General features: G+C 71.8%; 26 protein-coding genes. 15 read left to right on the top strand and 11 right to left on the bottom strand.

Features of this window, described 5'->3' with window-relative positions; genetic code table 11:
* Positions 1 to 9: 9 nt before the first annotated feature.
* Entirely contained in the window at positions 10 to 2139 is a 2130-nt protein-coding gene (locus tag EDF51_RS15995) for an efflux RND transporter permease subunit (RefSeq protein ID WP_134195633.1), read from the bottom strand.
* A 122-nt stretch (positions 2140 to 2261) separates the two neighbouring features.
* Between EDF51_RS15995 and EDF51_RS15990 the strand changes: the two genes are divergently transcribed.
* A complete protein-coding gene (locus tag EDF51_RS15990) occupies positions 2262 to 2675 on the top strand; it encodes a MarR family transcriptional regulator (RefSeq protein WP_131844840.1) in 414 nt (137 codons plus the stop codon).
* Between the two features lie 78 nt (positions 2676 to 2753).
* On the top strand, positions 2754 to 3794 hold the full coding sequence (locus EDF51_RS15985) for an LCP family protein (protein ID WP_134195631.1): 1041 nt from the start codon (positions 2754 to 2756) through the stop codon (positions 3792 to 3794).
* An 88-nt stretch (positions 3795 to 3882) separates the two neighbouring features.
* On the opposite strand, the gene EDF51_RS20465 is transcribed toward EDF51_RS15985, so the two are convergent.
* The 6 genes from EDF51_RS20465 to EDF51_RS15955 all read right to left on the bottom strand — a co-directional run bounded on the left by EDF51_RS20465 (position 3883) and on the right by EDF51_RS15955 (position 9018).
* Complete coding sequence (locus tag EDF51_RS20465; protein WP_131844842.1) at positions 3883 to 4575, bottom strand: transglycosylase family protein; 693 nt, start codon at positions 4573 to 4575, stop codon at positions 3883 to 3885.
* A gap of 302 nt (positions 4576 to 4877) precedes the next feature.
* Positions 4878 to 6029 carry a 23S rRNA (uracil(747)-C(5))-methyltransferase RlmC gene (gene rlmC, locus EDF51_RS15975; protein ID WP_134195629.1) on the bottom strand — a complete coding sequence of 384 codons (1152 nt, stop codon included), beginning with the start codon at positions 6027 to 6029 and terminating at the stop codon, positions 4878 to 4880.
* 7 nt (positions 6030 to 6036) lie between these two features.
* Positions 6037 to 6915: an SMP-30/gluconolactonase/LRE family protein gene (locus EDF51_RS15970; RefSeq protein ID WP_243837145.1), complete on the bottom strand. Its 879-nt coding sequence runs from the start codon at positions 6913 to 6915 to the stop codon at positions 6037 to 6039.
* A 37-nt stretch (positions 6916 to 6952) separates the two neighbouring features.
* Positions 6953 to 7573 (bottom strand): VTT domain-containing protein, encoded by a 621-nt coding sequence (locus EDF51_RS15965; protein ID WP_165901140.1) that lies wholly within the window; start codon positions 7571 to 7573, stop codon positions 6953 to 6955.
* Positions 7574 to 7639: 66 nt separating this feature from the next.
* Entirely contained in the window at positions 7640 to 8299 is a 660-nt protein-coding gene (locus EDF51_RS15960) for an FCD domain-containing protein (protein WP_131844846.1), read from the bottom strand.
* Positions 8296 to 9018: an SDR family NAD(P)-dependent oxidoreductase gene (locus EDF51_RS15955; protein WP_134195625.1), complete on the bottom strand. Its 723-nt coding sequence runs from the start codon at positions 9016 to 9018 to the stop codon at positions 8296 to 8298. The genes EDF51_RS15960 and EDF51_RS15955 overlap by 4 nt, the downstream gene beginning before the upstream one ends.
* Before the next feature lie 45 nt (positions 9019 to 9063).
* Between EDF51_RS15955 and EDF51_RS15950 the strand changes: the two genes are divergently transcribed.
* Positions 9064 to 9813: an SDR family NAD(P)-dependent oxidoreductase gene (locus EDF51_RS15950; RefSeq protein ID WP_134195623.1), complete on the top strand. Its 750-nt coding sequence runs from the start codon at positions 9064 to 9066 to the stop codon at positions 9811 to 9813.
* A 4-nt stretch (positions 9814 to 9817) separates the two neighbouring features.
* Here the strand turns inward: EDF51_RS15950 and EDF51_RS15945 are convergent, their stop codons facing one another.
* Entirely contained in the window at positions 9818 to 10225 is a 408-nt protein-coding gene (locus EDF51_RS15945) for a MarR family transcriptional regulator (RefSeq protein ID WP_111085883.1), read from the bottom strand.
* Positions 10226 to 10306: 81 nt separating this feature from the next.
* Here EDF51_RS15945 and EDF51_RS15940 point away from each other — a divergent pair, with 81 nt between their 5' ends.
* From EDF51_RS15940 to EDF51_RS15910, 7 genes are all read left to right on the top strand, one after another.
* Complete coding sequence (locus tag EDF51_RS15940) at positions 10307 to 11251, top strand: zinc-binding alcohol dehydrogenase family protein (RefSeq protein ID WP_134195621.1); 945 nt, start codon at positions 10307 to 10309, stop codon at positions 11249 to 11251.
* A gap of 109 nt (positions 11252 to 11360) precedes the next feature.
* The gene (locus tag EDF51_RS15935) at positions 11361 to 14273 is read left to right on the top strand and encodes a Na+/H+ antiporter subunit A (RefSeq protein ID WP_134195619.1); all 2913 of its coding nucleotides are present in this window, start codon (positions 11361 to 11363) and stop codon (positions 14271 to 14273) included.
* Positions 14270 to 14722, top strand: a complete 453-nt coding sequence (locus EDF51_RS15930) for a Na(+)/H(+) antiporter subunit C (RefSeq protein WP_111085885.1) — start codon at positions 14270 to 14272, stop codon at positions 14720 to 14722. The genes EDF51_RS15935 and EDF51_RS15930 overlap by 4 nt, the downstream gene beginning before the upstream one ends.
* Positions 14719 to 16410: a Na+/H+ antiporter subunit D gene (locus EDF51_RS15925; protein WP_111085886.1), complete on the top strand. Its 1692-nt coding sequence runs from the start codon at positions 14719 to 14721 to the stop codon at positions 16408 to 16410. Before EDF51_RS15930 ends, EDF51_RS15925 begins: the two co-directional genes overlap by 4 nt.
* A complete protein-coding gene (locus tag EDF51_RS15920) occupies positions 16407 to 16991 on the top strand; it encodes a Na+/H+ antiporter subunit E (RefSeq protein WP_123294606.1) in 585 nt (194 codons plus the stop codon). The genes EDF51_RS15925 and EDF51_RS15920 overlap by 4 nt, the downstream gene beginning before the upstream one ends.
* A complete protein-coding gene (locus tag EDF51_RS15915) occupies positions 16988 to 17332 on the top strand; it encodes a sodium:proton antiporter (RefSeq protein WP_123294605.1) in 345 nt (114 codons plus the stop codon). Before EDF51_RS15920 ends, EDF51_RS15915 begins: the two co-directional genes overlap by 4 nt.
* A 5-nt stretch (positions 17333 to 17337) precedes the next feature.
* Positions 17338 to 17685 carry a monovalent cation/H(+) antiporter subunit G gene (locus tag EDF51_RS15910; RefSeq protein WP_243648940.1) on the top strand — a complete coding sequence of 116 codons (348 nt, stop codon included), beginning with the start codon at positions 17338 to 17340 and terminating at the stop codon, positions 17683 to 17685.
* A 3-nt stretch (positions 17686 to 17688) separates the two neighbouring features.
* Here the strand turns inward: EDF51_RS15910 and EDF51_RS15905 are convergent, their stop codons facing one another.
* A complete protein-coding gene (locus EDF51_RS15905; protein WP_134195616.1) occupies positions 17689 to 18954 on the bottom strand; it encodes an MFS transporter in 1266 nt (421 codons plus the stop codon).
* 206 nt (positions 18955 to 19160) lie between these two features.
* On the opposite strand from EDF51_RS15905, the gene EDF51_RS15900 reads away from it, so the two are divergent.
* A complete protein-coding gene (locus EDF51_RS15900; RefSeq protein WP_134195614.1) occupies positions 19161 to 20207 on the top strand; it encodes an aldo/keto reductase in 1047 nt (348 codons plus the stop codon).
* An 8-nt stretch (positions 20208 to 20215) separates the two neighbouring features.
* Here the strand turns inward: EDF51_RS15900 and mgrA are convergent, their stop codons facing one another.
* The gene (gene mgrA / locus EDF51_RS15895; RefSeq protein WP_123294639.1) at positions 20216 to 21259 is read right to left on the bottom strand and encodes an L-glyceraldehyde 3-phosphate reductase; all 1044 of its coding nucleotides are present in this window, start codon (positions 21257 to 21259) and stop codon (positions 20216 to 20218) included.
* 134 nt (positions 21260 to 21393) lie between these two features.
* On the opposite strand from mgrA, the gene EDF51_RS15890 reads away from it, so the two are divergent.
* The 3 genes from EDF51_RS15890 (at position 21394) to soxR (ending at position 23526) form a co-directional block, all read left to right on the top strand.
* Entirely contained in the window at positions 21394 to 21849 is a 456-nt protein-coding gene (locus EDF51_RS15890) for a DUF1801 domain-containing protein (protein WP_134195612.1), read from the top strand.
* Positions 21850 to 21899: 50 nt separating this feature from the next.
* Complete coding sequence (locus EDF51_RS15885) at positions 21900 to 22946, top strand: YdcF family protein (RefSeq protein WP_134195610.1); 1047 nt, start codon at positions 21900 to 21902, stop codon at positions 22944 to 22946.
* Positions 22947 to 23043: 97 nt separating this feature from the next.
* On the top strand, positions 23044 to 23526 hold the full coding sequence (soxR, locus tag EDF51_RS15880; protein ID WP_134195608.1) for a redox-sensitive transcriptional activator SoxR: 483 nt from the start codon (positions 23044 to 23046) through the stop codon (positions 23524 to 23526).
* Here soxR and EDF51_RS15875 read toward each other — a convergent pair.
* Positions 23523 to 23963, bottom strand: a complete 441-nt coding sequence (locus EDF51_RS15875; RefSeq protein ID WP_243837144.1) for a MarR family winged helix-turn-helix transcriptional regulator — start codon at positions 23961 to 23963, stop codon at positions 23523 to 23525. The two genes, soxR and EDF51_RS15875, sit on opposite strands and share 4 nt — an antisense overlap.
* A 46-nt stretch (positions 23964 to 24009) precedes the next feature.
* On the opposite strand from EDF51_RS15875, the gene EDF51_RS15870 reads away from it, so the two are divergent.
* Positions 24010 to 25251 carry a multidrug effflux MFS transporter gene (locus EDF51_RS15870; protein WP_134195606.1) on the top strand — a complete coding sequence of 414 codons (1242 nt, stop codon included), beginning with the start codon at positions 24010 to 24012 and terminating at the stop codon, positions 25249 to 25251.
* Positions 25252 to 25339: the final 88 nt, after the last annotated feature.

Below are 25339 nucleotides of genomic sequence, written 5' to 3'. Positions count from 1 at the left end.
CCCAGCGTGTCACATGTGATGGTTCGCGCGCGAGAGGCGCGACGGCCACCACGCCCGCCGACCGAGGTCGTACGCGATCGCCGGCACGAGCAGCGAACGGACGACGATCGTGTCGAGCAGGACGCCGAACGCCACGACGAACGCGATCTGCACGAGGAACAGGATCGGGATGACGCCGAGGGCCGCGAACGTCGCCGCGAGCACCACGCCCGCCGAGGTGATCACCCCGCCGGTGACCCCGAGTCCGCGCAGGACCCCCTCGTGCGGCCCGTGCTGCAGCGCCTCTTCCCGCACCCGCGTCATGAGGAAGATGTTGTAGTCCACCCCGAGCGCGACGAGGAACACGAACGAGTACAGGGGCACGCTCGGGTCCGCACCGGGGAAGTGGAACACGTGGTCGAACACGAGCGCTCCGACGCCGAGTGCTGCGGCGAACGACACGATCACGCTGCCGATGAGCACGAGCGGGGCGACGACGCTGCGGAGCAGGAGCATCAGGATGAGCAGGATCACGACCAGCACCACGGGGATGATCAGCGTGCGGTCACGGATCCCGGTGTCGTTCGTGTCGACGGCGGTCGCGGTGACGCCACCGACGACCGCGTCGGGATCGACCCGTTCGACGGCGGTGCGGAGGTCACGGACCGTCTGCTCGGCCGCGTCGGAGTCGGCCGGGTCGGACAACGTGGCCTCGAGCAGCACGTCCCCGCGCGAGACGGTGGGCTCGGCGGCGGCGGCGCCGCCGGCGGAACTCGTGTCGCTCGTCACGGGCACGGTGCCGGACGGGGCGTCCTTCGCGGCGGCGACGACCCCGTCGACGCCGTCGACCGCCGTGACGGCGTCGACGAGGGCGGCGAGGTCACGCTCCGACCCGATGACCTGCGCCGGGCTGCCGGAGCCGCCCGGGAAGTGGTCGGCAAGGACGTCCTGCCCGTCACGTGCCTGCGAGGCACCGATGACGAGGTCGCTCTGCGGGACCCCGTCGGCCTTGAGCCCGACCAGGCCCGTGCCCATCGCGACCAGGCCCACCGTGCAGACGATCCACACGATCCGGGAGCGCTTGGCGACGAGCCGACCGACCCGGGCCCAGACGCCGCGGGCCTCCGGACCGGTGAGCACCGGGTGGGCGCTGCCGTAGGCGGGACGCAGCGGCCAGAACGCCGCTCGACGGAACGCGAGCAGCAGTGCGGGCAGGAGCGACAGGGCGGCGAGCAGGCTGAACGCGATGCCGATCGCCGCGACCGGACCGAGCGCCTTGTTCGAGTTGAGGTCGGAGAGCAGCAGGCAGAGCACGCCCACGATGACGGTGCCGCCGGAGGCCAGGATCGGTTCGAGGCTCCCCCGCAGGGCCGCCTTCGTCGCACCCCAGCCGGTGCGGTGGTCGCGCAGCGCCTCGCGGAAGCGCGCCGTGTAGAGCAGGGCGTAGTCCGTCGCCGCACCGATCACCAGGATCGACAGGATCCCCTGCACCTGGCCGTTCACGGTGACGATCCCGGCCTTCGCGAGCCACCACACCACCAGGATCGAGGCGCACAGGGCGAACGTCGCGGTGCCGAGCACGAGGATCGGCAGCAGTGGTGAGCGGTAGACGATGATCAGGATCACGAACACCGCGGCGAGCGCGACCCCGAGCAGCAGGCCGTCGATGCCGGCGAACGCCTCGGTCAGGTCGGCGGTGAACCCGGCTGGTCCGGTGACGTAGCCGCTGACGCCGCTGGGCAGGGCGTCGTCGACGTCGGCGCGGATCGCCTCGACCGCGTCACCGGTGTCGGCTGCCGTGGTGAGGGTCGCGACGATCTCCACCGCGTCGCCGTCCTCGCTCGGGATCACCGGGCTGACGGCTTCGACGTCGTCGCGGTCACCGAGCTGGGTCGCGAGGTCCTTCGCCGCGGTCAGGTCGGAGGACGACATGCCGCCGTCGCGCTCGAGCACGATGATCGCGGGTGCGCCCGACTCCTGCCGGAACTCCGACGAGCGCTCCTGCACCTTCGTGGCGTCGGCCGACGCCGGCAGGAACGAGGTCTGGTCGTTCGTCGACACCTCGGAGATCTTGCCGAAGTACGGACCGCCGACGGAGGCGATCGCGAGCCAGACAACGATGACGAGCGCGGGGAGGACGATGCGGAGGAAGCGGGACACGACGGTGAGCGTACACCGGTCGTCAGCATGCTGATTACTAGACGGCTGCGACGCCGTCGTGACGCCGTCGTGACACCGACCGCGACGCCGACCGCGACAGCTGGCGACCGTAGACTGCGCCCATGGACGACACGACCGAGCAGTGGCCCCTCGGCCGGCTGTTGTCGGCCGCGGCACGCTCGGTCGAGCGGGACTGGGATGAACGCCTCCGCGCCATCGGGCTGCCCCACGCGGCCCTCATCGCGGTCGACATCCTGATCCGCACGGGCCCCACGGGCGCCGACACGATCGCCCGCACGGCACGGGTGCAACCGCAGACGATGTCACGGACCCTCGAGCGCATGGAGCGGGACGGCCTCGTCGAGCGCACCCCGCACCCCGACGACCGACGCCGGCGCCTCGTGACCGTGACCGATCACGGACGCCGAGCGTGGGAGACCGCTCGGCACATCGAGCGCGAGGTCCTGCCGGACGACCCGGCACTGCGGACGGCACTCACGGAACTGCTCGGGAAGTCACGGCAACCGAACAACTGACACCCTGTACCTGAAATACCAGATGCGGTACGATGGGTCGGTCGGTGGCACGCCGACGCGAACCCGTTGGAGTCCCGCATGTCCGAACGACGGGCGGCCCGCCTGGCCGCCGACACCGCCACCCGAAGCGGACGCCACCCGCGGCGCCGACGCCCGCTCCTCGTCGCACTGCTCGCGACGGTCGGCTCGCTGGTCGGCATCGCCACCGTGATCGCCGTCGTCGGGAGCATCTTCGTCGGCGGCCTGGCGCGCAGCTTCGACGCCCGCCACGACACGATCGCGAACCCGTTCCCGAGCGGGACCCGACCCGCTGCGTCCGGCGGCGAGAACATCCTGCTCATCGGGTCCGACTCACGAGCTGCACGCGGACCAGACGGCAAGCCATCCGAGGCCGGTGGCCGTTCGGACACCCTGATGCTCGCGCACGTCCCGGCCGACCGGCAGGCCGTGTACCTGATGTCGATCATGCGTGACTCGTGGGTCGACGTGCCGGGTCACGGGAGCGCCAAGATCAACGCCGCGTACGCGTGGGGCGGCGTCCCGCTCACCGTGCAGACCGTCGAGCAGCTGCTCGACGTCCGCATCGACCACGTCGCCGAGATCGACTTCACCGGGTTCAAGGACATGACCGACGCCCTCGGCGGTGTCACGGTCGACTCCGGGCAGGCGTTCGCCGCAGGCAAGCACGAGTTCGTCGCCGGCGCGAACCGGCTCGACGGTGACGCCGCACTCGCCTTCGTGCGCGAGCGGTACTCGTTCGCCGATGCCGACCACACCCGCGTGCTGAACCAGCAGGCGTTCATGCGCGGGGTCGTCGGCGGGCTGCTCTCCCGCGGCACGCTCACCGACCCCGGGCGCATCCAGGACTTCGTCACCGCGACGAGCGAGCACCTCGCAGTGGATGCCGGACTGACCTTCCCGACCCTGATCGGCCTCGGGTGGTCGCTGCGCGACGTCCGGACCGACGACCTCGAGACGTTCACGGTGCCGACTGCGGGCTCCGGAACCTCGCCGGACGGGCAGTCCATCGTGATGCTCAACGACCTGGCGGTCCGCTCGCTGTCGCAGGCGTTGCGCTCCGCCGACGTCGCGGCCTGGTTGGCCGACAACCAGCAGTAGCGCTCCCGTCCCGCCCGACACGCACCACGCACGACGACGCCCCGCGACCGAGGTCGCGGGGCGTCGTCGTGTTCGTTCGGCGGAACGATCAGGCGGGGAGCTGCAGCTCCTGGCCCGAGTAGATGAGGTTCGCGTCGTCGATGGTCGACGTGTTCGCGGCCCACAGCTTGTTCCAGCCACCGTCGATCTTGAGCTTGGTGGCGATGGTGTCGAGCGTGTCGCCCGAGGCGATCGTGTACGTCTTGCCGCTCGTCTTCACGGCGGCGGGCTTGCTCGGCGTGGTGGCTGCCGGGGCGGCCTCCTGCGCGGGTGCCGGAGCCGGGGTGCTCGGTGCGGCCTGCTCCGGGGCAGCGGGAGCCGGTGCGGCCTGCTGCGTCGGGGCCGGAGCAGCGGGGGCTGCCGGAGCCGGAGCAGCGGCGGCCGGTGCGGCACCGCTCGTGCCGCTCAGTCCGAGCTGGGCCGAGCAGGCCGGCCAGGCGCCCCAGCCCTGCGTGGCGAGGACACGCTCGGCGACGGCGATCTGGGCCTCGCGGCTCGCGCCGGCGGGGCTGCCGACGCCACCGTTCGCCTGCCAGGTGCCGAGGTTGAACTGCAGGCCGCCGTAGTAGCCGTTGCCGGTGTTGATGGCCCAGTTGCCGCCGGACTCGCACTGCGCGAGGGCGTCCCAGGTCGAGCCGGACGCAGCGTTCGCGGGGGTTGCCGCGAGGCCGACACCGGTCGCGGCGATGCCGGCGAACGCGAGGCCGCCGACGATGGTGCGGGTACGGGAAAGCTTCTTCATGTGATTGCTCCACCGGGGTCACGAGCCGCTTCGAACGCGGAATCCACTGCCCACCCCGACCGATCGCGGTCAGTTGTGGGGTGCGCCACCGGGGGCAGTGGTCATCGGGCCGGCGGCACCTCGGTCGGCAACCATAGGAAACTCTTCACCGTTATCAAACCGAGACAAACGGTTCTACCCGTTGGTGCTATGTACCCCGCACTCGAACCTGTACGCCTCGATGCCCATGGCCATGGTCATCGACCCGTACCCGGGTACGTCACCTTGGCAATTCCCTGGCAATGCCGGCCAGGAGGCCCGGATCACGCCCGCGACAGCAGCGTGACGGCCTCGAGATGGCCGGTCTGGGGGAACATGTCGAGCACACGAGCGCGGCGCAGCCGGAACGAGGGCATGCGCGCGAGGTCCTTCGCCAGGGTCACCGGGTTGCAGCTCGAGTAGACGACGTGCTGCACGTCGGACTCTTCGAGCCAGGTCGACAGCGCCTCGCCGATCCCGCGTCGTGGCGGGTTCACCAGGACGAGCTCGGGCACCGCGTCGGGTCGGGCGCGGAGTGCGTGCTCGGTGGCGTCGTCGGCGGCGAACCGGAGCCCCTCGAGCCCGGCCTCGCGCGCGGACTGCTTCGCCGAACGGATCGCCTCGGCACTCGTCTCGATGCCGGTCACCGCTCGTCCCGGTCGCGCAGCGTGCAGGGCGAACCCGCCCACGCCGCAGTACAGGTCCCACATCGACGCCGGGTCGAGCTCGTCGATCCACGCCGAGGCCTGCGCGTACAGCTCGGTGGCGACGGCGGTGTTGGTCTGGAAGAAGCTCTGCGGCCGCAGGTGCATCGTGATCCCGCCGAGGCGCATCGGCAGCGTCTCCTGCTCGGTGAGGACGATCTCCCGGTCGCCCTCGGTCACGGCCTTGTGCTCGGGAAGCAGGTTCGCCGTGACGACCACCACGTTCGGCAGGGCGTCACGCAGCACATCGAGGTACTGCCGGATCCGAGCCACCTGCCCCTCGGACCGCAGGACGAACCGCACCATCAGTTCGCCGTCGGGCGACTCGGTGACCAGGACGTACTTCAGCTCGCCGCGTCGGGCAGCGACGTCGTACGGGATCAACCCCGCGGTCTGGACGAAGTCGGCGAGCAGGGGCAGCGCGTGTCGGATGCCGGGCGTGCAGATCCCGCAGTGCCGCAGGTCGACGCCGCGCTGCCGGTGGTCGAGGATGCCGACGGTCGGGTGCTCCGTCGAACCGCCGACCACCATCTTCGCCTTGTTCCGGTACCCGGACTCGGGGCTCGTGATCGCCGGTGACCACGTGACGGCTCCGGGGCCGCCAGCCGCCTCGACGGCGTCGTGCAGGAGTTCGCGGGTGCGGAGCTCCTTGTCGAGGACCTGGTCGGCGTAGGGCTGCCCCATGAGCGTGCAGGACCGGCACACCCCGCGGTCGAAGTAGTCGCACTGCATGGCCGAGTCAGGATACGGCAGCGTCCCGCGTCGTCGTGGCGATCCGGTAGACCGACGTCGTCGCCGTCAGGAACAGCGTCGTGCCGTCGTCGCCGCCGAAGCACAGGTTCGACGTCACCTCGGGGACGGCCACCTCGCCGATCCGCTCGCCGGAGGGGTCGAACACCACGACGCCGCGGTGCGACGACGACCACACGTTGCCGTGCACGTCGACCCGGATGCCGTCCGGTGCGCCCTCGCCCGGCTCGAGTCGCGCGAACACCCGGCCGTTCTTGAGCAGGTCGCCGCCGTCACCGCCGCGGTCGTAGGCGCGGATGACCGGTTCGTCCCCCGACGAGCTCGCGATGTACAGGATCTGCCCGGACGGGTCGAAGGCGAGTCCGTTCGGCTCGTCGACGTCGGTCGCGACGGGGCGCAGGTCCTCGCCGGACGGTCCGCAGCGGAACGTCCAGTGGTCGCCGTACTCGCGCACGCCGGGGTGACCCTCGCGCGGCTGGGTGATGCCGTAGGCCGGGTCGGTGAACCACACGCTGCCGTCCCGGGCGACGACGACGTCGTTCGGCGAGTTGAACCGCACGCCGGCCCAGGCGTCGACGATCGGCGTGACGGTGCCGTCGCGGTCGCGCTCAACCCGCCGGAGTCCGTGCGAGCACTGGACGACACTGCCGTCGCGGTCGAGCGTCCGGCCGTTGGTGAACTCGACGCCCTCGGCGTACGTGGAGGTCTCGCCGGAGTCGGCGTGCCACTGCAGGACCCGGTCGCCGGGGATGTCCGACCAGCGCAGGGTGCGGGACGCCGGGATCCAGCAGGGTCCTTCGGCCCACGTGCTGCCGGTGGCGATGCGCTCGAGCGCGTCAGGGTCCGGTACGAGGTCGTCGAGCAGCACGGGTTCTCCTTCGAACGGTGTCCCCACCCTACGTTCGTCAGGCCGCGGCCGCCGCCTCGCTGCGTCGTCGCACGGCCTTCTCGATCGCCGAGATCGCGAGGCCGAGCAGGATCGACGCCACGACCGCGAGGGTCGTGACGAGGAAGGGCTGCTCGCGGCTCCAGCGCCCGGTGGCCGCCGCGATGCCGACGCAGTACGCGGCCCACACGACGTCGGCGAGCACGCAGCTGACCAGGAACCGCCGAACGTCGAGCCCGCTGTCCGCGCCGACCAGGTTCGTCGTCAGCCGGCCCATCGGGATGAAGCGTCCGAGGACCGCGATGCGCCCGGGAGCGGCACGGTAGCGGCCGTCGATGGCGTCCCGGGCCTTACGGACCTTCGGACGCGCGAACCACGACCTCGAGCCGAGGTCGACCGAGCGCGCCAGGTGGTACAACCCGAGGTCGCCGAGGACCATGCCGATCGAGGCCGCGACGACGAGGACGAGGACCGGCAGGAGGCCGCCGTCACCGCCCACCAGGAGCGTGCCGACCGCGACGACGAGCGCCTGGCTGGGGAGGAAGACCGCGACACTGCCGACGGCGAGCACGAGGCCGACCACGACGAACGTCCACGGGGTGCCGATGAGCTGGACGACCAGGTCCTGTGCTGCGTCCACGCTCACCCTCCACGGGCGCCGGAGGAGCGCACCGGACTCCATCTTCCCAGGTCGGCGGGGCACCGCTCACGTGCGCTCGACGATCGCCCGCATCGCCGCGGCCGCGTCGTCCGGGTGGCCGTCGACGACGGCAGCGGCGAGCGCGAGGTGGAGGCCGACGTCGTGCCGGTCCGGGCGGATGCTCCCGCGTTCGCGCAACACCTGGCCCACGACGCGGTGCAGGCGTCGGTACAGCGTGTTGTCGGACAGGTCGAGCACGAGCGCGTGGAGCCGCACGTCCGCGGCCACGAAGTCGAGGCGGTCGTCGCGGGCCGCTGCGGCCGCGAGCTCGTCCGCGGTGGTGCGGAGCGCCTCCCGTCGGTCCGCGCACTCGTCGAGGGGCGCCCGCCGGGCTGCTGCGGCGGCTGCGGCGGGTTCGACCGCCGCGCGGAGTTCGCGGAGCTCGACCGCCACGCGGTCACCGTCCGGGCCCCGGAGGCGCCACCGCACGACCCGCGGATCCAGGACGTCCCACTCCAGCACGCCGAGGACGGTCACGCCGACCCGGCGCCGCGCGGTGACCAGGCCGAGGGCGACGAGGACGCGGACGGCCTCGCGGACGATGCTGCGACTGGCCCCGGTCGACGCCACCAGGTCGTCGATGCTCCGGCGGCTACCCACGGCGATGGCGCCGGCGACGACGGCGGCACCGATCTGGTCGAGGACGCGGTCGAACGTGCTGGTCACCGCTGGGACACCGGGCTGACCACGAGTTCGTCGACGCGCATGTACGACGGCGCCTCGAGCACGAACGACACCGCGCGGGCGATGTCCTCCGGCTGCAGCATCACCGATCGTGCGGCGGCGTCGGGCACCGACGGCCGCTGGTCGAGGAAGTCGGTCGCGACGTCACCGGGGCACAGGTGCGTCGCCCGGACCCCGTGGTGTGCTTCCTGCTCGTTGAGGCTCCGGACGACCGAACCGAGCGCGGTCTTCGAGGCGGAGTACGCGACGCCGGCGCCGGGCTGGAAGGACCACCCGGCGTAGGACGACACCACGACGACCACGCCGCCGGACTCGCGGAGCGCAGGCAGTGCGGCGTCGACGACCGTGGCCACCGCGGTGAGGTTCGTGTCGACGATCGCGCGGAAGTCCGGCAACGACTGGTCGTCCCACCGGCGCCGCGGCGCGTTCAGCCCGGCGGCGAGCACGACCGCGTCGAGTCGTCCGAACCGCTCGAGCACGGTGTCCCGCGCAGACGCGACGGCAGCGGGATCGGCAGCGTCGAGGGGCAGGACCGCCGCCGTGCCGCCGGAGGCCGTGATCGTCGCCGCGACCTGCTCGAGCCGGTCCACGCGCCGCCCGCTCAGGACCACCGTCCACCCGTCGCGCGCAGCGGCCTCGGCACTCGCGGCACCCATGCCGCTGCCGCCGCCGGTGACCCAGAGCACCCGTTGCTTCGCCATGCTGCAATAGTATGCCTATTGCAACAACCGACGACAGGAGCAACGATGCACCTCGACCTGACCGACCGTGTGGTGGTCGTGACCGGCGCAGCACGCGGGATCGGACGCACGCTCGCCGATCGCTTCGTCGCCGAGGGGTGCCGCGTCGTCGCCCTCGACCTGGCCTTCGAACCCGACTTCCCGCTCGACCACGTCGTGTGCAACGTCGCCGACCCGGAGTCGGTCCGGGCCGCCGTCGACGAGGTCGTCACCCGGCACGGCACGATCGACGTGCTCGTGAACAACGCCGGCATCAACGTCGAGGGCACCGTCGCCGAGCTGCAGTGGGACGCCTGGCGCCGGTGCATGGACGTCAACCTCGGCGGCACCTTCCTGATGAGCCAGGCCGTCGCGCCGGTGATGCAGGCCGCGGGGCGGGGGCGGATCATCAACGCCGCCTCGTTCGCCGCGATCGTCCCGAGTGTCGGCAGCGCTGCCTACGCGGCGTCCAAGGCCGCGGTCGTCTCGTTCACCCGGGTGCTGGCGTCGGAGCTCGGCCCGTGGGGCATCACTGTCAACGCGTACGCGCCGGGCATGGTCCCGACGGCGATGAACGGCTTCGCGACCATGCCGGCCGATGCCCAGGACCGCCTGCTCGACACCCTGTCCCTGCGCCGCTGGGAGACCGCGGACGACGTCGCCGACCTGCTCGTCTTCGTGGCGAGCGACGCGTCGGGCTACATCACCGGCACCCTGCTCGACGTCTCCGGCGGCAAGCTCGCGACGCAGATCCCGGCACGCGCACACGGCCGCTGAGGGGTCAGCGCAGCATCCGCTCCAGGAGCGCGCGCAGCTGGCGCCGATCCCGCTCCGGCAACCGGGCGGTGAGCGGCAGCAGTGCATCGCGGATCGCACCCTCGAGCGAGCGCGCCACCTCGAGACCGGCGTCGGTGATCACGACGTCCACCGCACGGGCGTCGTCCGCGTTCGGCTGCCGTGCGAGCAGTCCCTTCTTCTCCGCGCGCGCCACCAACCCGGTCATCGTCGACTTCTCGAGCCCCAGGTACTGCGCCAGGTCACCGATCCGCAGACGACGGTCACGCAGGATCGCGAGGACCCGCAGCTGCGTCAGCGACAGCCCCGCATCGGCCGCGAGCCCGGTCAGCGGCCCCATCGTCCGGAACGCGGCCTCGCCCAGGGCATCGACGAGCTGCTCGTCCTCGGTCATCTCCTGCACCACTCCAGCCTAGTTGACGAACTTCGTGATGCGAACTACTTTGTTCGTAACACGAAGCAAATGGAGGACACCATGCACGCAGCAGTCGTCACCGAGTTCGGCCACGCCCCGACCTGGCAGGAGTTCGACGAACCGACTCCCGGACCCGGCGAGGTCGTCGTCGACGTCGTCGCGGCCGGTCTCCACCCGCGGGTCCGCTCGCAGGCCGACGGTTCGCACTACACCAGCGAGGGCGCGCTCCCCCTGGCCCCCGGCGTCGACGGCGTCGCCCGGTTCCCCGACGGCACGCTCCGCTACGTCGCCGTCGCGAGCGACACCCGCGGCACCATGGCCGAGCGCGTCGCGGTCGACCCGCGGGCGAGTGTCGTCCTGCCCGACGGTGCCGACCCGGTCACCGTGGCCGCCGGTGTGAACCCGGTGCTGTCGTCGTGGGTGGCCCTGCGCCGGCGGATCGACTTCGCCCCGGGCAGCCGCGTCCTCGTGCTCGGCGCGACCGGGGCCTCGGGCACCGCGGCGGTGCAGGTGGCGAAGCACCTCGGTGCCGCACACGTCGTCGCGAGCGGTCGCAACCCGGAGCGGCTGGCGGCGCTCACCGCCCTCGGCGCCGACGTCGTGCTGCCGTTGACCGACGTCGACGCCCTCGGCGCAGCGGCAGCCGACGTCGACGTGGTCATCGACTACGTCTGGGGCCAGCCCGCGGCCGACGTGATGCGCGCCGTCGTCACCGCCCGCACCGACCCGGGCCGCCGACTCGACTGGATCGCGATCGGTTCCACCGCGGGCCACGAGGCGACGATCCCGTCCGCGGCACTGCGCGCCTCGGGCCTGACGATCGTCGGCAGTGGGCAGGGCTCGGTTGGCCGCGCCGGGTTCGTCGCCGAGCTCCCGGGCATCGTCGGTGCGATCGCGGACGGCACCGTCCGGGTGGACGCGACGGCCGTGCGGTTGGCGGACGTCGAAGCGACGTGGGCCGGACAGCCCGCCGGGAGCACGGGCAGAGTGGTGTTCACAGTGTGAACCGAGCGCGGGCAGGCTGTCCGGTCGCACAGGTTCTCCACATCCCACTCTTCCTAGGCTGTGAGGGCCCAGTGAGCCGGACTGCAGCCCGACCCCGAGGAGGTGCCCGATGGTCCTCGTCCTCGTCGCGTTCGCGATCGTCGCCCTGATCGTCCCCGCCCTGACCCCCGTCCTCGGCCGCCGCGTCTTCTACGTGGCCGCCCTCGCGCCCGCAGCCGCCGCCGTGCTGACGGTGCTGCAGACGGACGCGGCCCTGCACGGCAGCGTCGTCGAACGGCACCGGTGGGTCCCGCAGCTCGACCTCGAGATCACGCTGCGGATGGACGCCCTGTCGTGGGTGCTCGCGCTCGTGGTGTCGATCGTCGGGGCCCTCGTGCTCGTCTACTGCGCCTCGTACTTCGGGCGCGACGAACCGGGGATCGGCCGGTTCGCGGGCGTGCTGACCGCGTTCGCCGGGTCGATGTTCGGGCTCGTCCTCGCCGACGACGTCATCGTGCTCTTCGTCCTGTGGGAAGCCACCACGGTCTTCTCCTACCTGCTCATCGGACACGACGCCGACAAGCGTGCGAGCCGAGCGGCCGCGATGCAGGCCCTCGTCGTCACCACCGCCGGCGGTCTGGCGATGCTCGCCGGCCTGGTCATGCTGTCGGTCACGGCGGGCACGACCTCGCTCTCCGGCATCATCGCCGCCCCGCCGACCGGACCGATCGTCACCGTCTCGGTGGTCCTCGTCCTGCTCGGCGCGCTGACGAAGTCGGCGATCGTGCCGTTCCACTTCTGGTTGCCCGCGGCCATGGCAGCTCCGACCCCGGTCAGCGCGTACCTGCACGCCGCAGCGATGGTGAAGGCCGGCATCTACCTCGTGGCCCGGCTCGCCCCGGCGTTCGCGCTGCTCGACGGCTGGCGCGAGACGATCACCGTGCTCGGTGTCCTCGGCATGCTCATCGGTGGCTACCGGGCGCTCCGCCAGACCGACCTCAAGCTCCTGCTCGCCTACGGCACCGTCGCGCAGCTCGGGTTCCTCGTGCTCGCCGCCGGGTGGGGCGCGCCCGCGGTGGCGCTCGGCGGGGTCGCCCTGCTCGTGGCGCACGCCGCGTTCAAGTCCACACTCTTCCTCGTCGTCGGGGCGATCGACCACACCACCGGCACCCGCGACCTCGGACGCCTGAGCGGCCTCGGCCGGAAGGCACCGTGGCTGGCCGTCGTGGCCGCCCTCGCGCTCGTGTCGATGGCCGGCATCCCGCCGACGATCGGCTTCGTCGCGAAGGAAGCCGTGCTGACCGGCTTCACCGAGTCGCTGCACGGCCCCGACGCCGGCTGGGCCTGGTTCGCCCTCGTCGGCGTGACGCTCGGCTCGGTGCTCACCGTGGCGTACTCGCTCCGCTTCTTCTGGGGAGCGTTCGCCCGCAAGCCGGACGTCGCCCAGACGGAACCGCACGCCCTGCACGGTCTGGGTGTGGTGCCGTCGATCCTGGCGCTGACCGGTCTCGCCCTCGGCCTGCTGACCCCGGTCGTCGCGCACGGCATCGAGCCCGCGGCGACGATGGCCTCGCTCCCCGGCGAGGAAGTCCCCCACCTCGCGCTCTGGCACGGCCTCGAACCGGCGCTCGGCATCTCGGCAGTCACCCTGGTCGGCGGTCTCGCACTGTTCGCCCTCCGACGTCCGGTCGAGGCACTGCAGCACCAGCTCGCCGGGTTCCCGAGCGCCTCGGGCACCTACCGGCACCTCATGCGCGGCCTCGACCGGTTCGCGACGGGCCTGACCGCCGGTGTCCAGCGGGGTTCGCTCCCCTACTACCTGACGGTGATCCTGTCGGTGTTCGTGGCGGGTGCGCTCGCGAACCTCGTGCTCGGCGGGCCGTGGGAGTTCCACGTCCGGTTCTCCGACTCGTGGGGCCAGATCCCGGTCGTCATCGTGATGTCCGTCGGCGCCATCGCCGTCCTCACCGCGAAGACCCGGTTCGCCGCCGCCGTCCTGGTGGGCGTGACCGGCTACGGCATGTCCGTCCTGTTCGTCCTGCACGGCGCGGTCGACCTCGCCCTCACGCAGCTCGTGGTCGAGACCGTCACCCTCATCGCGTTCGTGCTGGTGCTCCGGCGGCTCCCCCCGCGCATCGCGACGACGAACCCGAGCCGGTTCCGCATCGTGCGCGCGCTCTTCGCGGGGCTGGCCGGCCTCACGCTGGCGATCGTCGTCATCGTCGCCGCCTCGGCGCGCACCGCCGACCCGATCTGGCCGGACCTGCCGGCGCTCACGAGCTCGTTCGGCCACGGCCTCAACGTCGTCAACGTCGCGCTCGTCGACCTGCGCGGTTGGGACACCCTCGGTGAGCTCACCGTCGTCGTCGCCGCGGCCACGGGCGTCGCGAGCCTCATCTTCGTGAACTCCCGCGAGGACACGCTGCCCCGGCTCCGTGACCTGCCGGAGAAGCTGACGGCCGACGGCCAGCGCACCGACGGTGAGCCGCGCGCCTGGCTGCCGACGAGCGCCGCCATCCCGACCGGCCGCTCGGCACTCCTCGACGTCGTGGTCCGACTGCTGTTCCACGGGCTCATCGTCCTGTCGGTCTACCTGCTGTTCGCCGGGCACAACGCGGCCGGCGGCGGCTTCGCCGGTGGCCTCGTCGCCGGCATCGCGCTGGCGGCCCGGTACCTGGCGGGCGGCCCGGCCGAACTCGGCGCCGCCGCCCCGGTCCGTGCCGGTCGACTGCTCGGACTCGGTGTCGCGACGGCAGCGATCACCGCGATCGTGCCGCTGTTCTTCGGTCGCGAAGCCCTGTACTCCGAGTTCTTCGAGGCGACCGTCCCGGTCCTCGGCCACGTCGAGTTCGTCACCGCGACGTTCTTCGACATCGGGGTGTACCTGGTCGTCGTCGGCCTGGTGCTCGACGTCCTCCGCAGCCTCGGGGCCGAGGTGGACCGGCAACGCCTCGAGGATGCCGGGGCACCCACCCGCGACACCACCGAGGGGTCGGTCCGCGACACCCTCGAGGCCCCCACCCCGGAAGGGAGCGCCACATGACCGTCACCCTCGTCCTCGTGATCGCGATGGCCGTGTTGTTCTCCTGCGGCGTCTACCTGCTGCTCGAACGGTCCCTGACCCGGATGCTGCTCGGCTTCCTGCTGCTCGGCAACGCCCTGAACCTGCTCCTGCTGGTGATGTCGGGCGCCGCCGGCAACCCGCCGATCGGCAAGTCCTCCGAGGGCATCACCGACCCGCTCCCCCAGGCCTTCGCCCTGACCGCGATCGTCATCACCTTCGCCGTCAGCGCGTTCCTGCTCGCCCTCATCCACCGCTCGTGGCAGCTGTCCCGTGCCGACGAGGTCGAGGTCGACGAAGCGGACGTCGCCATCGGCCGCACGCGCGACGACCCCGACGACGACCCGGAAGCCGACTTCGACCCGAAGTCCCCCGAGGACGCCGACGATCCGCACGAACACCAACCGCACCAGGACGGAGTGAACCGATGACCTGGCTCGTCCCGCTCCTCGTCCTCGTCCCGCTGCTCGGCGCCGCCGTCGCGCTCGGCCTCCTGCGGCACCAGAAGCTCCAGCGAGCGATCACCGTCGTGGTGCTCGTCGTCGCACTCGCCGTCGCCGCGACCCTCATGGTGCTCGTCGACCACCACGGCACCATCGTCGTGCAGGTCGGCGGGTGGGATGCCCCGTACGGCATCTCGCTGGTGGTCGACCGCCTCAGCGCCCTGCTCCTCACGGTGAGCGCCAGCGTGCTGCTCATCGTCCTGCTGTTCTCGATCGGCCAGGGGCTCGCAGCCGACGACGGCGAGGCCCCGGTCACGATCTTCTACCCGACCTACCTCGTCCTGGCCGCGGGCGTGCTCGACTCGTTCATCGCCGGCGACCTGTTCAACCTGTACGTGGCGTTCGAGATGCTGCTCGTGGCGAGCTATGTGCTCATCACCCTGGGCGGCAGCGAGCAGCGGGTCCGGGCCGGCACCACGTACATCGTCACGAGCCTGATCGCGTCGGCGATCTTCCTCGCCGCGATCGGCCTGGTGTACGGCGCGACCGGCACGGTCAACATCGCCCAGATCAGCGAGCGCGTCGCCGAGCTGCCCGAGCACGTGCAGCTGCTCCTGCACACGATGCTGCTCATCGGCTTCGGCATCAAGGCGGCGGTCTTCCCGCTGGCGTTCTGGCTGCCGGACTCGTACCCGACCGCCCCGGCCCCGGTCACGGCCGTCTTCGCCGGTCTGCTGACGAAGGTCGGCATCTACGCGATCATCCGCCTCGAGACGGTGATCTTCCCCGGGCCGCAGTTGAACAACGTGCTGCTCGTGGTGGCGGTGTTGACGATGGTCGTCGGGGTGCTCGGCGCGGTGTCGCAGACCGACGTCAAGCGCCTGCTGTCCTTCACGCTCATCAGCCACATCGGCTTCATGGTGATGGGTGTCGGGCTCGGGACGGTGGCGGGGACGGCGGCCGCGGTGTTCTACACGGTGCACCACATCGTCGTGCAGACCACGTTGTTCCTGGTGTCCGGCCTGATGGAACGCGTCGGTGGGACCACGTCGACCCGGTCGCTCGGCGGGTTGTTGAAGGCCGCGCCGCTGCTGGCCGCGCTGTACCTGATCCCGGCGTTCAACCTGGGCGGCATCCCCCCGTTCTCCGGCTTCATCGGCAAGCTCGGGCTGTTCCGCGCCGCAGCCGAGGACGGCTCCCCGCTGGCGTACGTCACGATCGCCGCCGGCGTGGTCACGTCGCTCCTCACGCTGTACGCGCTGATGCGCGTGTGGGACGCTGCCTTCTGGCGGCCGAAGCCCGCGGCCGAGGCTGCGGCGCCGCACGCGACGACCGCCGAACCGCACGCAGCCCTGCGGTCGCCGGAACCCGCCCCCTTGACCGTCTCCGAGGAGACGGGTGAGGCCTTCCACCCAGGAGGCTCGGTGACGGTCACCGACGCACCCCACGCGAGCAGTGCCTCCCGTCCGACCACCGGGTCGACCGAGACGGTCGGCGAAGCGCCGACCAAGGTCCGGCTGCCGCGCATGCTCGTCGGTGTGACGACGGTCGCGGTCCTCGGATCCGTCGCCCTCACCGTGGTCGCTGGCCCGCTCTACGGGTACGCGAGCCGCGCAGCGGAGTCGCTCGAGTCGCCGGACCGGTACGTGCAGGCCGTCCTCGGGGGTGACCGGTGAACACCGACACCCGACACGTCGCGAACGCCCGCCGCATCGCGGTGGCGTGGCGGTACGACGTCCCGCTCGTCGCCGGACTGACCGTCCTGTGGGCCCTGCTCTGGGGCTCGTGGACACCACTGACCCTGCTCTGCGGCATCGTGGTGGCGCTCCTGGTCACCCAGGCGCTGCCGCTCCCGCCGGTCCCGCTGTCGGCCCGGTTCTCGATCGTGCACGCCGTCCGGTTCCTCGTGGTGTGGTCCGGACTCGTCATCACGGCGTCGTTCCGGGTCGCCTGGGTCGCGTTCCGCCCGCGAGGTGTCCGCCGGAGCTCCATCACGCTCGTGCAGCTGCACTCCACCGCCGAGATGACCTTCACGCTGGCGACCCTCGCGATCTCGCTGGTGCCCGGCTCGTACGTCGCCGACGTCGACCTCCGCCGTCGGCGCCTGCTGCTGCACGTGCTCGACACCGAGCGGGTCGAACAGGTCGAGGCCGCCCGTCGCGAGGCCCTCGGCATCGAGGCCATGGTCATCCGTGCCCTCGGTTCGAAGCAGGACGTCTCCGAACTGTCCGAACCGCTGCCGGAGGTCACCCGATGAGCGCCGCCGTCGTCGTCATGGGGATCGGCATCGCCCTGGTCCTGGCCCTGCTCGGCGCCACCCTCGCGCTCGCGGTGTTCCGGATCGTGCGCGGCCCGACGATCCTCGACCGGATGATCGGATCGGACATGGTCCTGACGACCGTGCTCGTGGTGATCGCGGCGTCGATGGTGGTCCGGCGCGACCTGACCGGGATCCCCGTGCTCGTGGTGATCGCGGCGACGAGCGTGTTCGCGACCGTCGCCGTGGCCCGAGCGGTCACGCCGTCTTCGGACCCGTCGGACGAGGGCCTGAGCGTCACCACCCCCGAGCACGCCGCCGAAGCAGAGGAGCAGTCGTGACCGAGATGATCCAGGCGTTCCTCGACGGCGCCGGCGTGCGGGCGTGGATCGCGCTCGCCCTGCTGCTCATCGGTTCGCTGCTGTCCCTCGGCGCCGGGGTCGGCATCGTGCGGTTCCCGGACCCGCTCGTCCGCCTGCACGCCATGGCGAAGCCGCAAGTGCTCGGGCTGGCGTTCGGGCTGGCCGCGATCGTCGTCGCGGTGGGGACCTGGACGGCGTTCTGGGTCGTCCTGCCCATCATGGTGTTCCAGCTGTTCCTGGTGCCCGTCTCGACGCACATGATCGCCCGCGCCGGGCTGCGTGCCGACGACTACCGGCATGAGGACCTGTTGGTCGACGACACCGAGTCCTGATCGTCAGGCGGCGGTACGGCGCCGCAGCAGCAGGTTGACGACGGCCGCGAGCACGACGACCGCTGCCGAGGCCGCGGGGAGCACCATCGCGACGGACGTGCCGTGCTGCTCCGCCAGGTCGCCGGTGATGGCGGAGGCGATCGACTGCCCGACGATCACGGCGGATCCGAGGATCGTCATCGTGGTCGCGGACCGGCCGACCGGTGAACGGTCCGACCCGAGGCTGTACTGGGCGACGAGGGTCGGGCCGATGCCGACGCCCATGATCGCCAGGACGATGCCGACCGCCACGACGGAGTCGGCCTGCGAGAACGCGATCGCGCCGCCGAGCAGGACGACACCGAACACGAGCCAGCGCCAGCCGAGGCCGAACGACCGCGGGAACGCTGCGGACCCGAGCGCGAGTCCGGCCGAACCGATGCCCATCAGGCCGTAGAGCAGGCCGGCCTGGGACGCCTCGCCGTGGGTCTCCATGAACGCCGTCAGCGACGTCAGGGTCGAGCCGAAGAACAGGCCGATGCCGAGGATCCCGACGACCACGACGACGAGGCGCGGACGCAGGAGCTGGCGGGCCGGGGCCTGGGTCAGTTCCTCGTGCTGCCCGAGCACGAGCTTGCCGGTGGGGTGCAGCGCGAAGGCGGTCACGAACACGAAGGTCAGGGCCGAGGCGCCCGCCACGGCGACCCAGGGGGCGATCGCGCTGGCGAGGATGCCGACCAGGAACGGGCCGATGATGAAGACGGTCTCGTCGGCGGCGGACTCGTACGCCATCGTGCCGCTGAGGGTCTTCTCGCGACGGGCCGGCCGCATGCGCTGCGCGATGATGGCGACGAGCCGGGTCCGGGACATCGGCGCGACCTGGGGCGCGGACGCCCCGATGCAGAACGCCATCGCGAGCACGGCGAGGTCCGGCGCGCTGCCGCTGACGACGAAGGGGAACGCGCCGAGCAGCGCCGCGTTGACGAGGCCGACGGGGACGAGCACGGCACGCTGGCCGAACCGGTCCGCGGCGGCGCCGACCATCGGTCCGAACACCGCCGCACCGATGCCGACCGAGGCGGAGTTGACGCCACCGAGGGCGACGGAGTCACGCGCGGCCACGACGAGGGTGAGGACCCCGACGACCATCATGGCGAACGGCAGGCGGGCGATGAACGCCACCGGGAAGTACCAGCGTCCGGCGAGGGAGACGAGCGAGGCGTCTCCGGCGGTCGCGGTGTCCGTGCGCTCCGGGGCGGGCGCGGACGGGGTGGGACTGGCGTGGAGCATGGGGGTGTGCCTTCTCGGCCCGGCCCGGTTCGGTGGGGGCGGACCCATCGGGTGCCGCCGTTGTCCGCCGGGGAGCCGGCGGCCGGTAGATACACACTGCGTGTTTCAGAACTGCGCCCATCGTACCAACCGTTCCGGTCAGGGCCAGGGGTAATGCTTCGTCACCGGACCGTCCTGCGGCCCGCACGGCCCATATCGTGGCGCGCATGGAACAGCGACGCATGGGGCGCACGGGGGCGCCCGTCAGCTCGCTGACGCTGGGGACGCGTGCCGTCGCCGGCGTCGCGGCCCACGACCCGTCGGCCGGTGTGACCCTCGTGCTCGAGGCGCTCACCCGCGGCGTGACGTCGGTCGACGTCTCGGACGCCGACGGCGCGGGCCTGGCCGAGACCGCGGTGGGCGCGGCGATCGCCGGACGGCGCGAGGACGTGTTCCTGTCGGTGCGGTTCGGCGCCCCGGTCGACCAGGACCCGGCGCACCGCGGCAACGGGCGGCGGTGGATGTTCCGTGCCGTGGAGCGGACCCTGCAGCGACTCGGCACCGACGTCATCGACCTGTACCAGCCGGCGCTGCCGGACCCGGCGACGTCGCTCGACGAGACGCTCGACGCCCTCGCCGACCTGGTGGCACAGGGCAAGATCCGCGCGTTCGGCCTCCCCGGGTTCCCGGCCGAGGAGCTCGTCGAGGCGCAGTGGCTGCGGTCCGGGTCGAAGAGCGCCACCGCGACGCACGTGCCCTACTCGATCCTCACCCGCACGGCGGAGCGCACGGTGTTCCCGGTCGCCCGCCGCTTCGGTCTCGGGGTCCTGGCCGGAGCACCCCTCGCGGGCGGCTGGCTCGCGGGCACCTACCGCAACGGCACCGTTCAACCACGCTCACCGCACGTCGACGAGCACCCGGACGCGTACGACATCGGCGCCCCGCGGAACCGTCGGAAGCTCGAGGTCGCCGACCGGCTCGGACGCCTGGCCGACGACTCCGGCTTCACGGTGTCGGAGCTCGCGGTCGCCTTCGCCCTGACCCACCCGGACGTGTCCTCGGTGGTGATCGGGCCGCGCACCGTGTCGCACGTCGACGCCTACGTGCAGGCGTCCGAGATCGTCCTCGACGACGGGCTGCTCGACGCGATCGACGCGATCGTCGCGCCGGGCACCCACGTGCTCGAACGGGACACCGGGTTCGCGCTGCCGGCGCTCAGCCGCGAACGACTCCGCGGTCGCACCCCGGTGGGCGCCGGACCGAACCGCTCGTAGGTCCGCGGTCAGGAGACCTCGCCGGCACGCGCTCCCGCCCACAGGTCGACGTCGGTGATGCCGACCGAGTGCTCGTCGATGGTGCGGAGCTCCTCGTCGGTGAACGAGGTGTTCGCCAGCGCCGCGACGTTGTCCTCGAGCTGCGACACCTTCGACGCCCCGATCACGAGTGAGGTCACCCGCTCGTCACGGAGCGCCCAGGCCAGGGCGAGCTGCGCCAGGGACTGTCCACGAGCCGCGGCGACGTCGTTCAGTGCCCGGAGGTGCCCGACGACCTCCGGGGTGATGCTCGACGCGTCGAGCGACTTGCCGGCGGCGGCTCGGGAATCAGACGGCACCCCGTCCAGGTACTTGCCGGTGAGCAGGCCCTGCGCCAGCGCGGTGAACCCGATCACGCCGAAGCCCAGCTCGCCGGCGGCGTCGAGCAGCCCCTCGGTCTCGATCCAGCGGTTGAGCATCGAGTACGACGGCTGGTGGATGAGGAGCGGGGTACCGAGGTCGCGCAGGATCGCGGCGGCCTGGCGGCTGCGTTCCGCGTCGTACGACGAGATGCCGACGTACAGCGCCTTGCCCTGCTGGACCGCCGTGTGCAGCGCACCCATCGTCTCCTCGAGCGGGGTCGAGGCGTCGAGGCGGTGCGAGTAGAAGACGTCGACGTAGTCCAGGCCCGTCCGCTGCAGGGACTGGTCGAGCGAGGCGAGCACGTACTTCCGCGAACCGCCGCCCTGGCCGTACGGCCCCGGCCACATGTCCCAGCCGGCCTTGGTCGACACGACCATCTCGTCGCGGTACGGCCGGAAGTCCTCACGCATCAGGCGCCCGAAGTTCACCTCGGCGGCTCCGTACGGCGGGCCGTAGTTGTTCGCGAGGTCGTGGTGCGTGATGCCGAGGTCGAAGGCCCGACGGCTGATCGCGCGCTGCGTCTCGAACGGCACGTCGTCACCGAAGTTGTGCCAGTACCCCAGGGAGAGCAGCGGCAGGTCGAGGCCCGAGCGGCCGGTGCGGCGGTACGTCATCGAGTCGTAGCGGTCGTCGCTGGCGATGTAGGTCATGGTCCGAGCCTGCCACCAGCGCCATCGGACGAGCGCAACGAGCGTGATCGGACGAGCGCAACGAGCGTGATCGGACGAGCGCCACGAGCGTGATCGGGTGCATGATCGACGCACCGACACGGAAGGGCACCACCATGGCACGGACGACGAAGACCGAGGGCACCTTCACCGACGGGGAACGCGCGGCGATGCAGGAGCACGCCGCTGAGGTCAAACGCACCCGCGGCACGAAGGGCACCAAGGCGGAGAAGGCGGCAGCGGACGCCGCCGCGGTCGAGGCGAAGATCGCCGAGATGCCCCAGCCGGACCGCGGTCTCGCGGAACGCATCCACCGGACCGCGCTCGAGGTCGCGCCCGACCTCGCGCCGAAGCTCTGGTACGGCATGCCCGCGTACTACCAGGACGGCAAGGCGGCGTTCTTCTTCCAGGACGCCGCGAAGTTCAAGGCCCGGTACGCGACGGTCGGGTTCCAGGACTCTGCCGCGCTCGACGACGGGACGTTCTGGCCGACGTCGTGGGCGATCACGCCGGAGTTCTCCGAGGTGGACGAGGCCACCGTCGCCGACCTGATCCGCCGCGCGGTCGCCTGACCCCGCGGCCGGTACCGTGAGCGCATGACCGCGCTCCGTTCGGCCGACCGATGACCTCCGTGGGGGTGCCGGCCTGCTTCGCGCTGGTCTTCCTGCTGCTGTACGTCGCGAGCAGGCGGCGTGACCCGCGGATGCTCCGGAACGGCGTGTTCCTGACGGCGGCCGCGTTCTTCGCGCTCGCGACGGCCGTGACCGCGCTGACGCTCGTGGTCCCCGGGTTCAGCCTGGTCGTCGGCACCGTGCTGCTGCTCGTCCCGCTCGCGGTGGTCGTCCTCGGTGTGGCCCTCATCGCGAACGGGTTCCGGATGCTCCGCTCCGAGGGGCGCAGTCTCGGCAACACCCTGTCGTTGGTCGCGGGGGTGCTCGTGTTCGTGCTGCCGGCGGTGGCGATCGCGCTGTTCGTGTCCGCGAGCGGCGAGGGGTTCACGCTCTGGGACGGCGCCCGGATCGCGGTCGCCGTGCTGATGGTGTTCGTCTGCGGGTACTTCGCCGTGGCCCTCGTCGCGTTCGCCGTGTACTCCGTCGTCTACGGCCGGATGCGTCACGGCACCGTGCCGGACACGATCGTCGTCCTCGGTTCCGGGCTGATCCGCGGTGAGGTGCCGCCCCTGCTCCGCAGCCGCCTCGACCGCGCACTCGTCGTGTACTGCGCCGAACGGGCCGCCGCGCGTCGGCCGCTGCTGATCCCCTCCGGCGGGCAGGGCGACGACGAACCGCGCGCCGAGGGCACCGCGATGGCGGAGTACCTGCTGGCGAACGGGGCGGACCCCGACGACGTCCGGCCCGAGACCGAGTCCCGCAACACCCGCGAGAACCTGCGGTTCTCGCGCGCCGTGCAGGCCGAGGCCGGGCGCGACGGTCCGGTCGTCGTGGTCACGAACGACTACCACGTGCTCCGCGCCGCCACCCTGGCCCGCCGGCTCGGCCTGCCGGCGCAGGTGGTCGGCTCGCCGACGGCGCCGTACTACGTGCCGAGTGCGTTCCTGCGCGAGTTCGTCGCGGTGGTCGTCGAGCACCGTTGGCTCAACGTGGTGGCGTGCACGCCGTTCGTCCTGTTCACTGCGTTCCTGCTCTGGGAGTCGTTCCAGCAGCGGTAGACGCGACCGACGGGCGGACGGGAGGCCCGTGGCGGGCCCGCCACGGGCCTCCCGTCCGCCCGTTCGTCGCGTCGAGATCCACCGTAGGATCTCGACCATGGTCGAGATCCAGCCGCCCCGCCCGACCGACCTGCTCCCGATCGGCGAGATCGTCCGACGCACCGGCGTCGCCGCGTCGGCCCTGCACTTCTACGAGCGAAAGGGCCTGATCCGTCCCGAGCGCACCGACGGCGGCACCCGGATGTACCCGCGACACGTCGAACGGCGGATCGCGATCATCCAGGTGGCGAAGCGCCTCGGCATCCCGCTCAGCGAGGTCGCCGAGCAGTTCGGCACGCTGCCGGCCGACCGGATGCCGTCCCTGCGCGACTGGAACCGACTGAACGAACGGTGGCGCGCACGGCTGCGGGCACGCCAGCTCGAACTCGAGCGGCTGCAGCAGGAGATGACGCAGTGCATCGGGTGCGGCTGCGTCTCGCTCGGGGCGTGCTCGGTCGTGAACCCGGGCGACACGCTCGGCGACGAAGGCCACGGCGCTCGGCGGCTGCTGCCGATCGAGGACGACGCCCCGCAGGGCTAGACCCCGCGCAGCCCCTCGTCGATCCGGTCGAGCAACGCGAGGGCCTCGGGCAACCCGGCGTCGTCGTCGCCGAGCGCGGCGCGGAGCTTGCCGGCCCAGTGCGCACGGAGGCGTCCGATGCTCTCCCGCGCCACGTCGGTCGAGTGCAGCTGCACGGTCCGCGCATCGTCCGGGTCCTGCCGACGTTCGACCATCCCCTTCTCCACCAGGGACCGCAGCGCGACGCTGAGGTTGCTGCGCTTGAGTGCCGTCGCCTCGGCCGTCGCGCTCGGCGAGGTGCCGGGGTTGCGGTCGACCCAGCGCATCACGAGCGCCTCGGTCCCGGTGAGCGACACGATCTCGAGCGCCCCGGCACCGTGCGGGTCGATCTCCCGCGAGATCCGCAGCACGACGTCGGCGAGGTCGGCGAGGACGTGGTCGGACACGGCGGAGTGCATGTCCGTACTGTACCGAGGATCGGCAATGAGTTATGCTTTCATAACAATGACCACGGACACCGGAACCATCCGCGCGCACGTCGCGACACCCGCGACCAGGCAGCAGGGCATCACGACACCGCTGCTGCTGGTGCTCGGCCTGCTCAGCGCCGTCGCCCCCTTCGCCACCGACCTGTACCTGCCGGCGTTCCCGCAGATGACCACCGAGCTCGGTGCGAGCGCCACCACCGTGCAGCTCACCCTGACCGCGTTCCTGGTCGGCGTCACGGCCGGCCAGCTCGTCTTCGGCCCGCTGTCCGACCGGTTCGGCCGCGTGCCGCCGCTCATCGCCGGCGCGGCACTGTGCGTCCTCGCGAGCGTCGCCGCCGTGTTCGCACCGAACATCGGCGTGCTCATCGCGGCTCGACTCCTGCAGGGCCTGGGCGGTGCGGCCGGCATGGTGATCAGCCGTGCGGTCATCTCCGACCTGGCGACCGGCAAGCCCGCAGCCCGCGCGTTCTCGCTCATGATGATCGTCGGCGGGGTCGCCCCCGTCGTCGCTCCGCTGCTCGGTGGCCTGCTCACCGGTCCGATCGGCTGGCGCGGCCTGCTGTCGATCGTCCTCGGCCTGTCGGTGGTCATGCTCGTCGCGGTGCTCGCCGTCATCCGTGAGACCCACCTGAAGGCGCACCGCGATGTGCTGCGCGAGGAGCGGAAGAGCTCCGGTTCGCCGCTCCGTGCACTGCGCTCCCGCACCTTCCTCGGCTACATCGCCGTGTTCGGCTTCGCGTTCGCCGTGATGATGGCGTACATCTCCGCCTCGCCGTTCCTGTACCAGGACATGATCGGGCTCGGCACCGTCGGCTACGGCCTGGCGTTCGGGCTGAACGCGCTCGCCCTGATGGGCGTGAGCATCGTGTCCGCCAAGCTCACCGAGACGCGCTCGGTCACCGGCGTGCTGTCGCTCGGCATCGCCCTGGTGTTCGCCTCGACGGTCGCGTTCGCGCTGCTCGTCGTCTTCGCGGCACCCGTGTTCTGGCTCGCGGTCCCGCTGTTCACCGCGGTCGGCTCGCTCGGCCTGGTGCTCGGCAACGCCACGGCGCTGGCACTCGGGGCGGTCCCCGCCGCTGCCGGCAGCGCGTCGGCCGTGCTCGGTGCGCTGCAGTTCGGGCTCGCGGCGCTGGTGTCCCCGCTCGTCAGCATCGGCGGCTCGGTGACGGCGGCACCGCTGGCGATCGTGATGCTCGCGTCCGCCGTGGTGGCCGTCGTGGCGCTGCTCGTCGCCCGGGGTCGCACCCGCCTGGCCTGACCCGGTCGGGGCCGACTCGGTCGGGGTCGACTCGGAACGACATCATCGACGTCGCACGACAACCAGGACGTCGTTCCGAGTCGGCAGC

This window comes from Curtobacterium sp. PhB25 (genome assembly GCF_004365375.1).
Classification (GTDB): Bacteria; Actinomycetota; Actinomycetes; order Actinomycetales; family Microbacteriaceae; genus Curtobacterium.
This window is presented reverse-complemented; position numbering and strand designations above follow the sequence as displayed.

Excerpts from the sequence above, each read along its gene's own strand:
- EDF51_RS15990 (WP_131844840.1), top strand. The coding sequence starts at position 2,262 with ATGGACGACACGACCGAGCAGTGGCCCCTCGGCCGGCTGTTGTCGGCC.
- EDF51_RS15985 (WP_134195631.1), top strand. The coding sequence starts at position 2,754 with ATGTCCGAACGACGGGCGGCCCGCCTGGCCGCCGACACCGCCACCCGA.
- EDF51_RS20465 (WP_131844842.1), bottom strand. The coding sequence starts at position 4,575 with ATGAAGAAGCTTTCCCGTACCCGCACCATCGTCGGCGGCCTCGCGTTC.
- rlmC (WP_134195629.1), bottom strand. The coding sequence starts at position 6,029 with ATGCAGTGCGACTACTTCGACCGCGGGGTGTGCCGGTCCTGCACGCTC.
- EDF51_RS15955 (WP_134195625.1), bottom strand. The coding sequence starts at position 9,018 with ATGGCGAAGCAACGGGTGCTCTGGGTCACCGGCGGCGGCAGCGGCATG.
- EDF51_RS15950 (WP_134195623.1), top strand. The coding sequence starts at position 9,064 with ATGCACCTCGACCTGACCGACCGTGTGGTGGTCGTGACCGGCGCAGCA.
- EDF51_RS15945 (WP_111085883.1), bottom strand. The coding sequence starts at position 10,225 with ATGACCGAGGACGAGCAGCTCGTCGATGCCCTGGGCGAGGCCGCGTTC.
- EDF51_RS15940 (WP_134195621.1), top strand. The coding sequence starts at position 10,307 with ATGCACGCAGCAGTCGTCACCGAGTTCGGCCACGCCCCGACCTGGCAG.
- EDF51_RS15935 (WP_134195619.1), top strand. The coding sequence starts at position 11,361 with ATGGTCCTCGTCCTCGTCGCGTTCGCGATCGTCGCCCTGATCGTCCCC.
- EDF51_RS15930 (WP_111085885.1), top strand. The coding sequence starts at position 14,270 with ATGACCGTCACCCTCGTCCTCGTGATCGCGATGGCCGTGTTGTTCTCC.
- EDF51_RS15925 (WP_111085886.1), top strand. The coding sequence starts at position 14,719 with ATGACCTGGCTCGTCCCGCTCCTCGTCCTCGTCCCGCTGCTCGGCGCC.
- EDF51_RS15915 (WP_123294605.1), top strand. The coding sequence starts at position 16,988 with ATGAGCGCCGCCGTCGTCGTCATGGGGATCGGCATCGCCCTGGTCCTG.
- EDF51_RS15910 (WP_243648940.1), top strand. The coding sequence starts at position 17,338 with ATGATCCAGGCGTTCCTCGACGGCGCCGGCGTGCGGGCGTGGATCGCG.
- EDF51_RS15905 (WP_134195616.1), bottom strand. The coding sequence starts at position 18,954 with ATGCTCCACGCCAGTCCCACCCCGTCCGCGCCCGCCCCGGAGCGCACG.
- EDF51_RS15900 (WP_134195614.1), top strand. The coding sequence starts at position 19,161 with ATGGAACAGCGACGCATGGGGCGCACGGGGGCGCCCGTCAGCTCGCTG.
- mgrA (WP_123294639.1), bottom strand. The coding sequence starts at position 21,259 with ATGACCTACATCGCCAGCGACGACCGCTACGACTCGATGACGTACCGC.
- EDF51_RS15890 (WP_134195612.1), top strand. The coding sequence starts at position 21,394 with ATGGCACGGACGACGAAGACCGAGGGCACCTTCACCGACGGGGAACGC.
- EDF51_RS15885 (WP_134195610.1), top strand. The coding sequence starts at position 21,900 with ATGACCTCCGTGGGGGTGCCGGCCTGCTTCGCGCTGGTCTTCCTGCTG.
- soxR (WP_134195608.1), top strand. The coding sequence starts at position 23,044 with ATGGTCGAGATCCAGCCGCCCCGCCCGACCGACCTGCTCCCGATCGGC.
- EDF51_RS15875 (WP_243837144.1), bottom strand. The coding sequence starts at position 23,963 with ATGCACTCCGCCGTGTCCGACCACGTCCTCGCCGACCTCGCCGACGTC.
- EDF51_RS15870 (WP_134195606.1), top strand. The coding sequence starts at position 24,010 with ATGACCACGGACACCGGAACCATCCGCGCGCACGTCGCGACACCCGCG.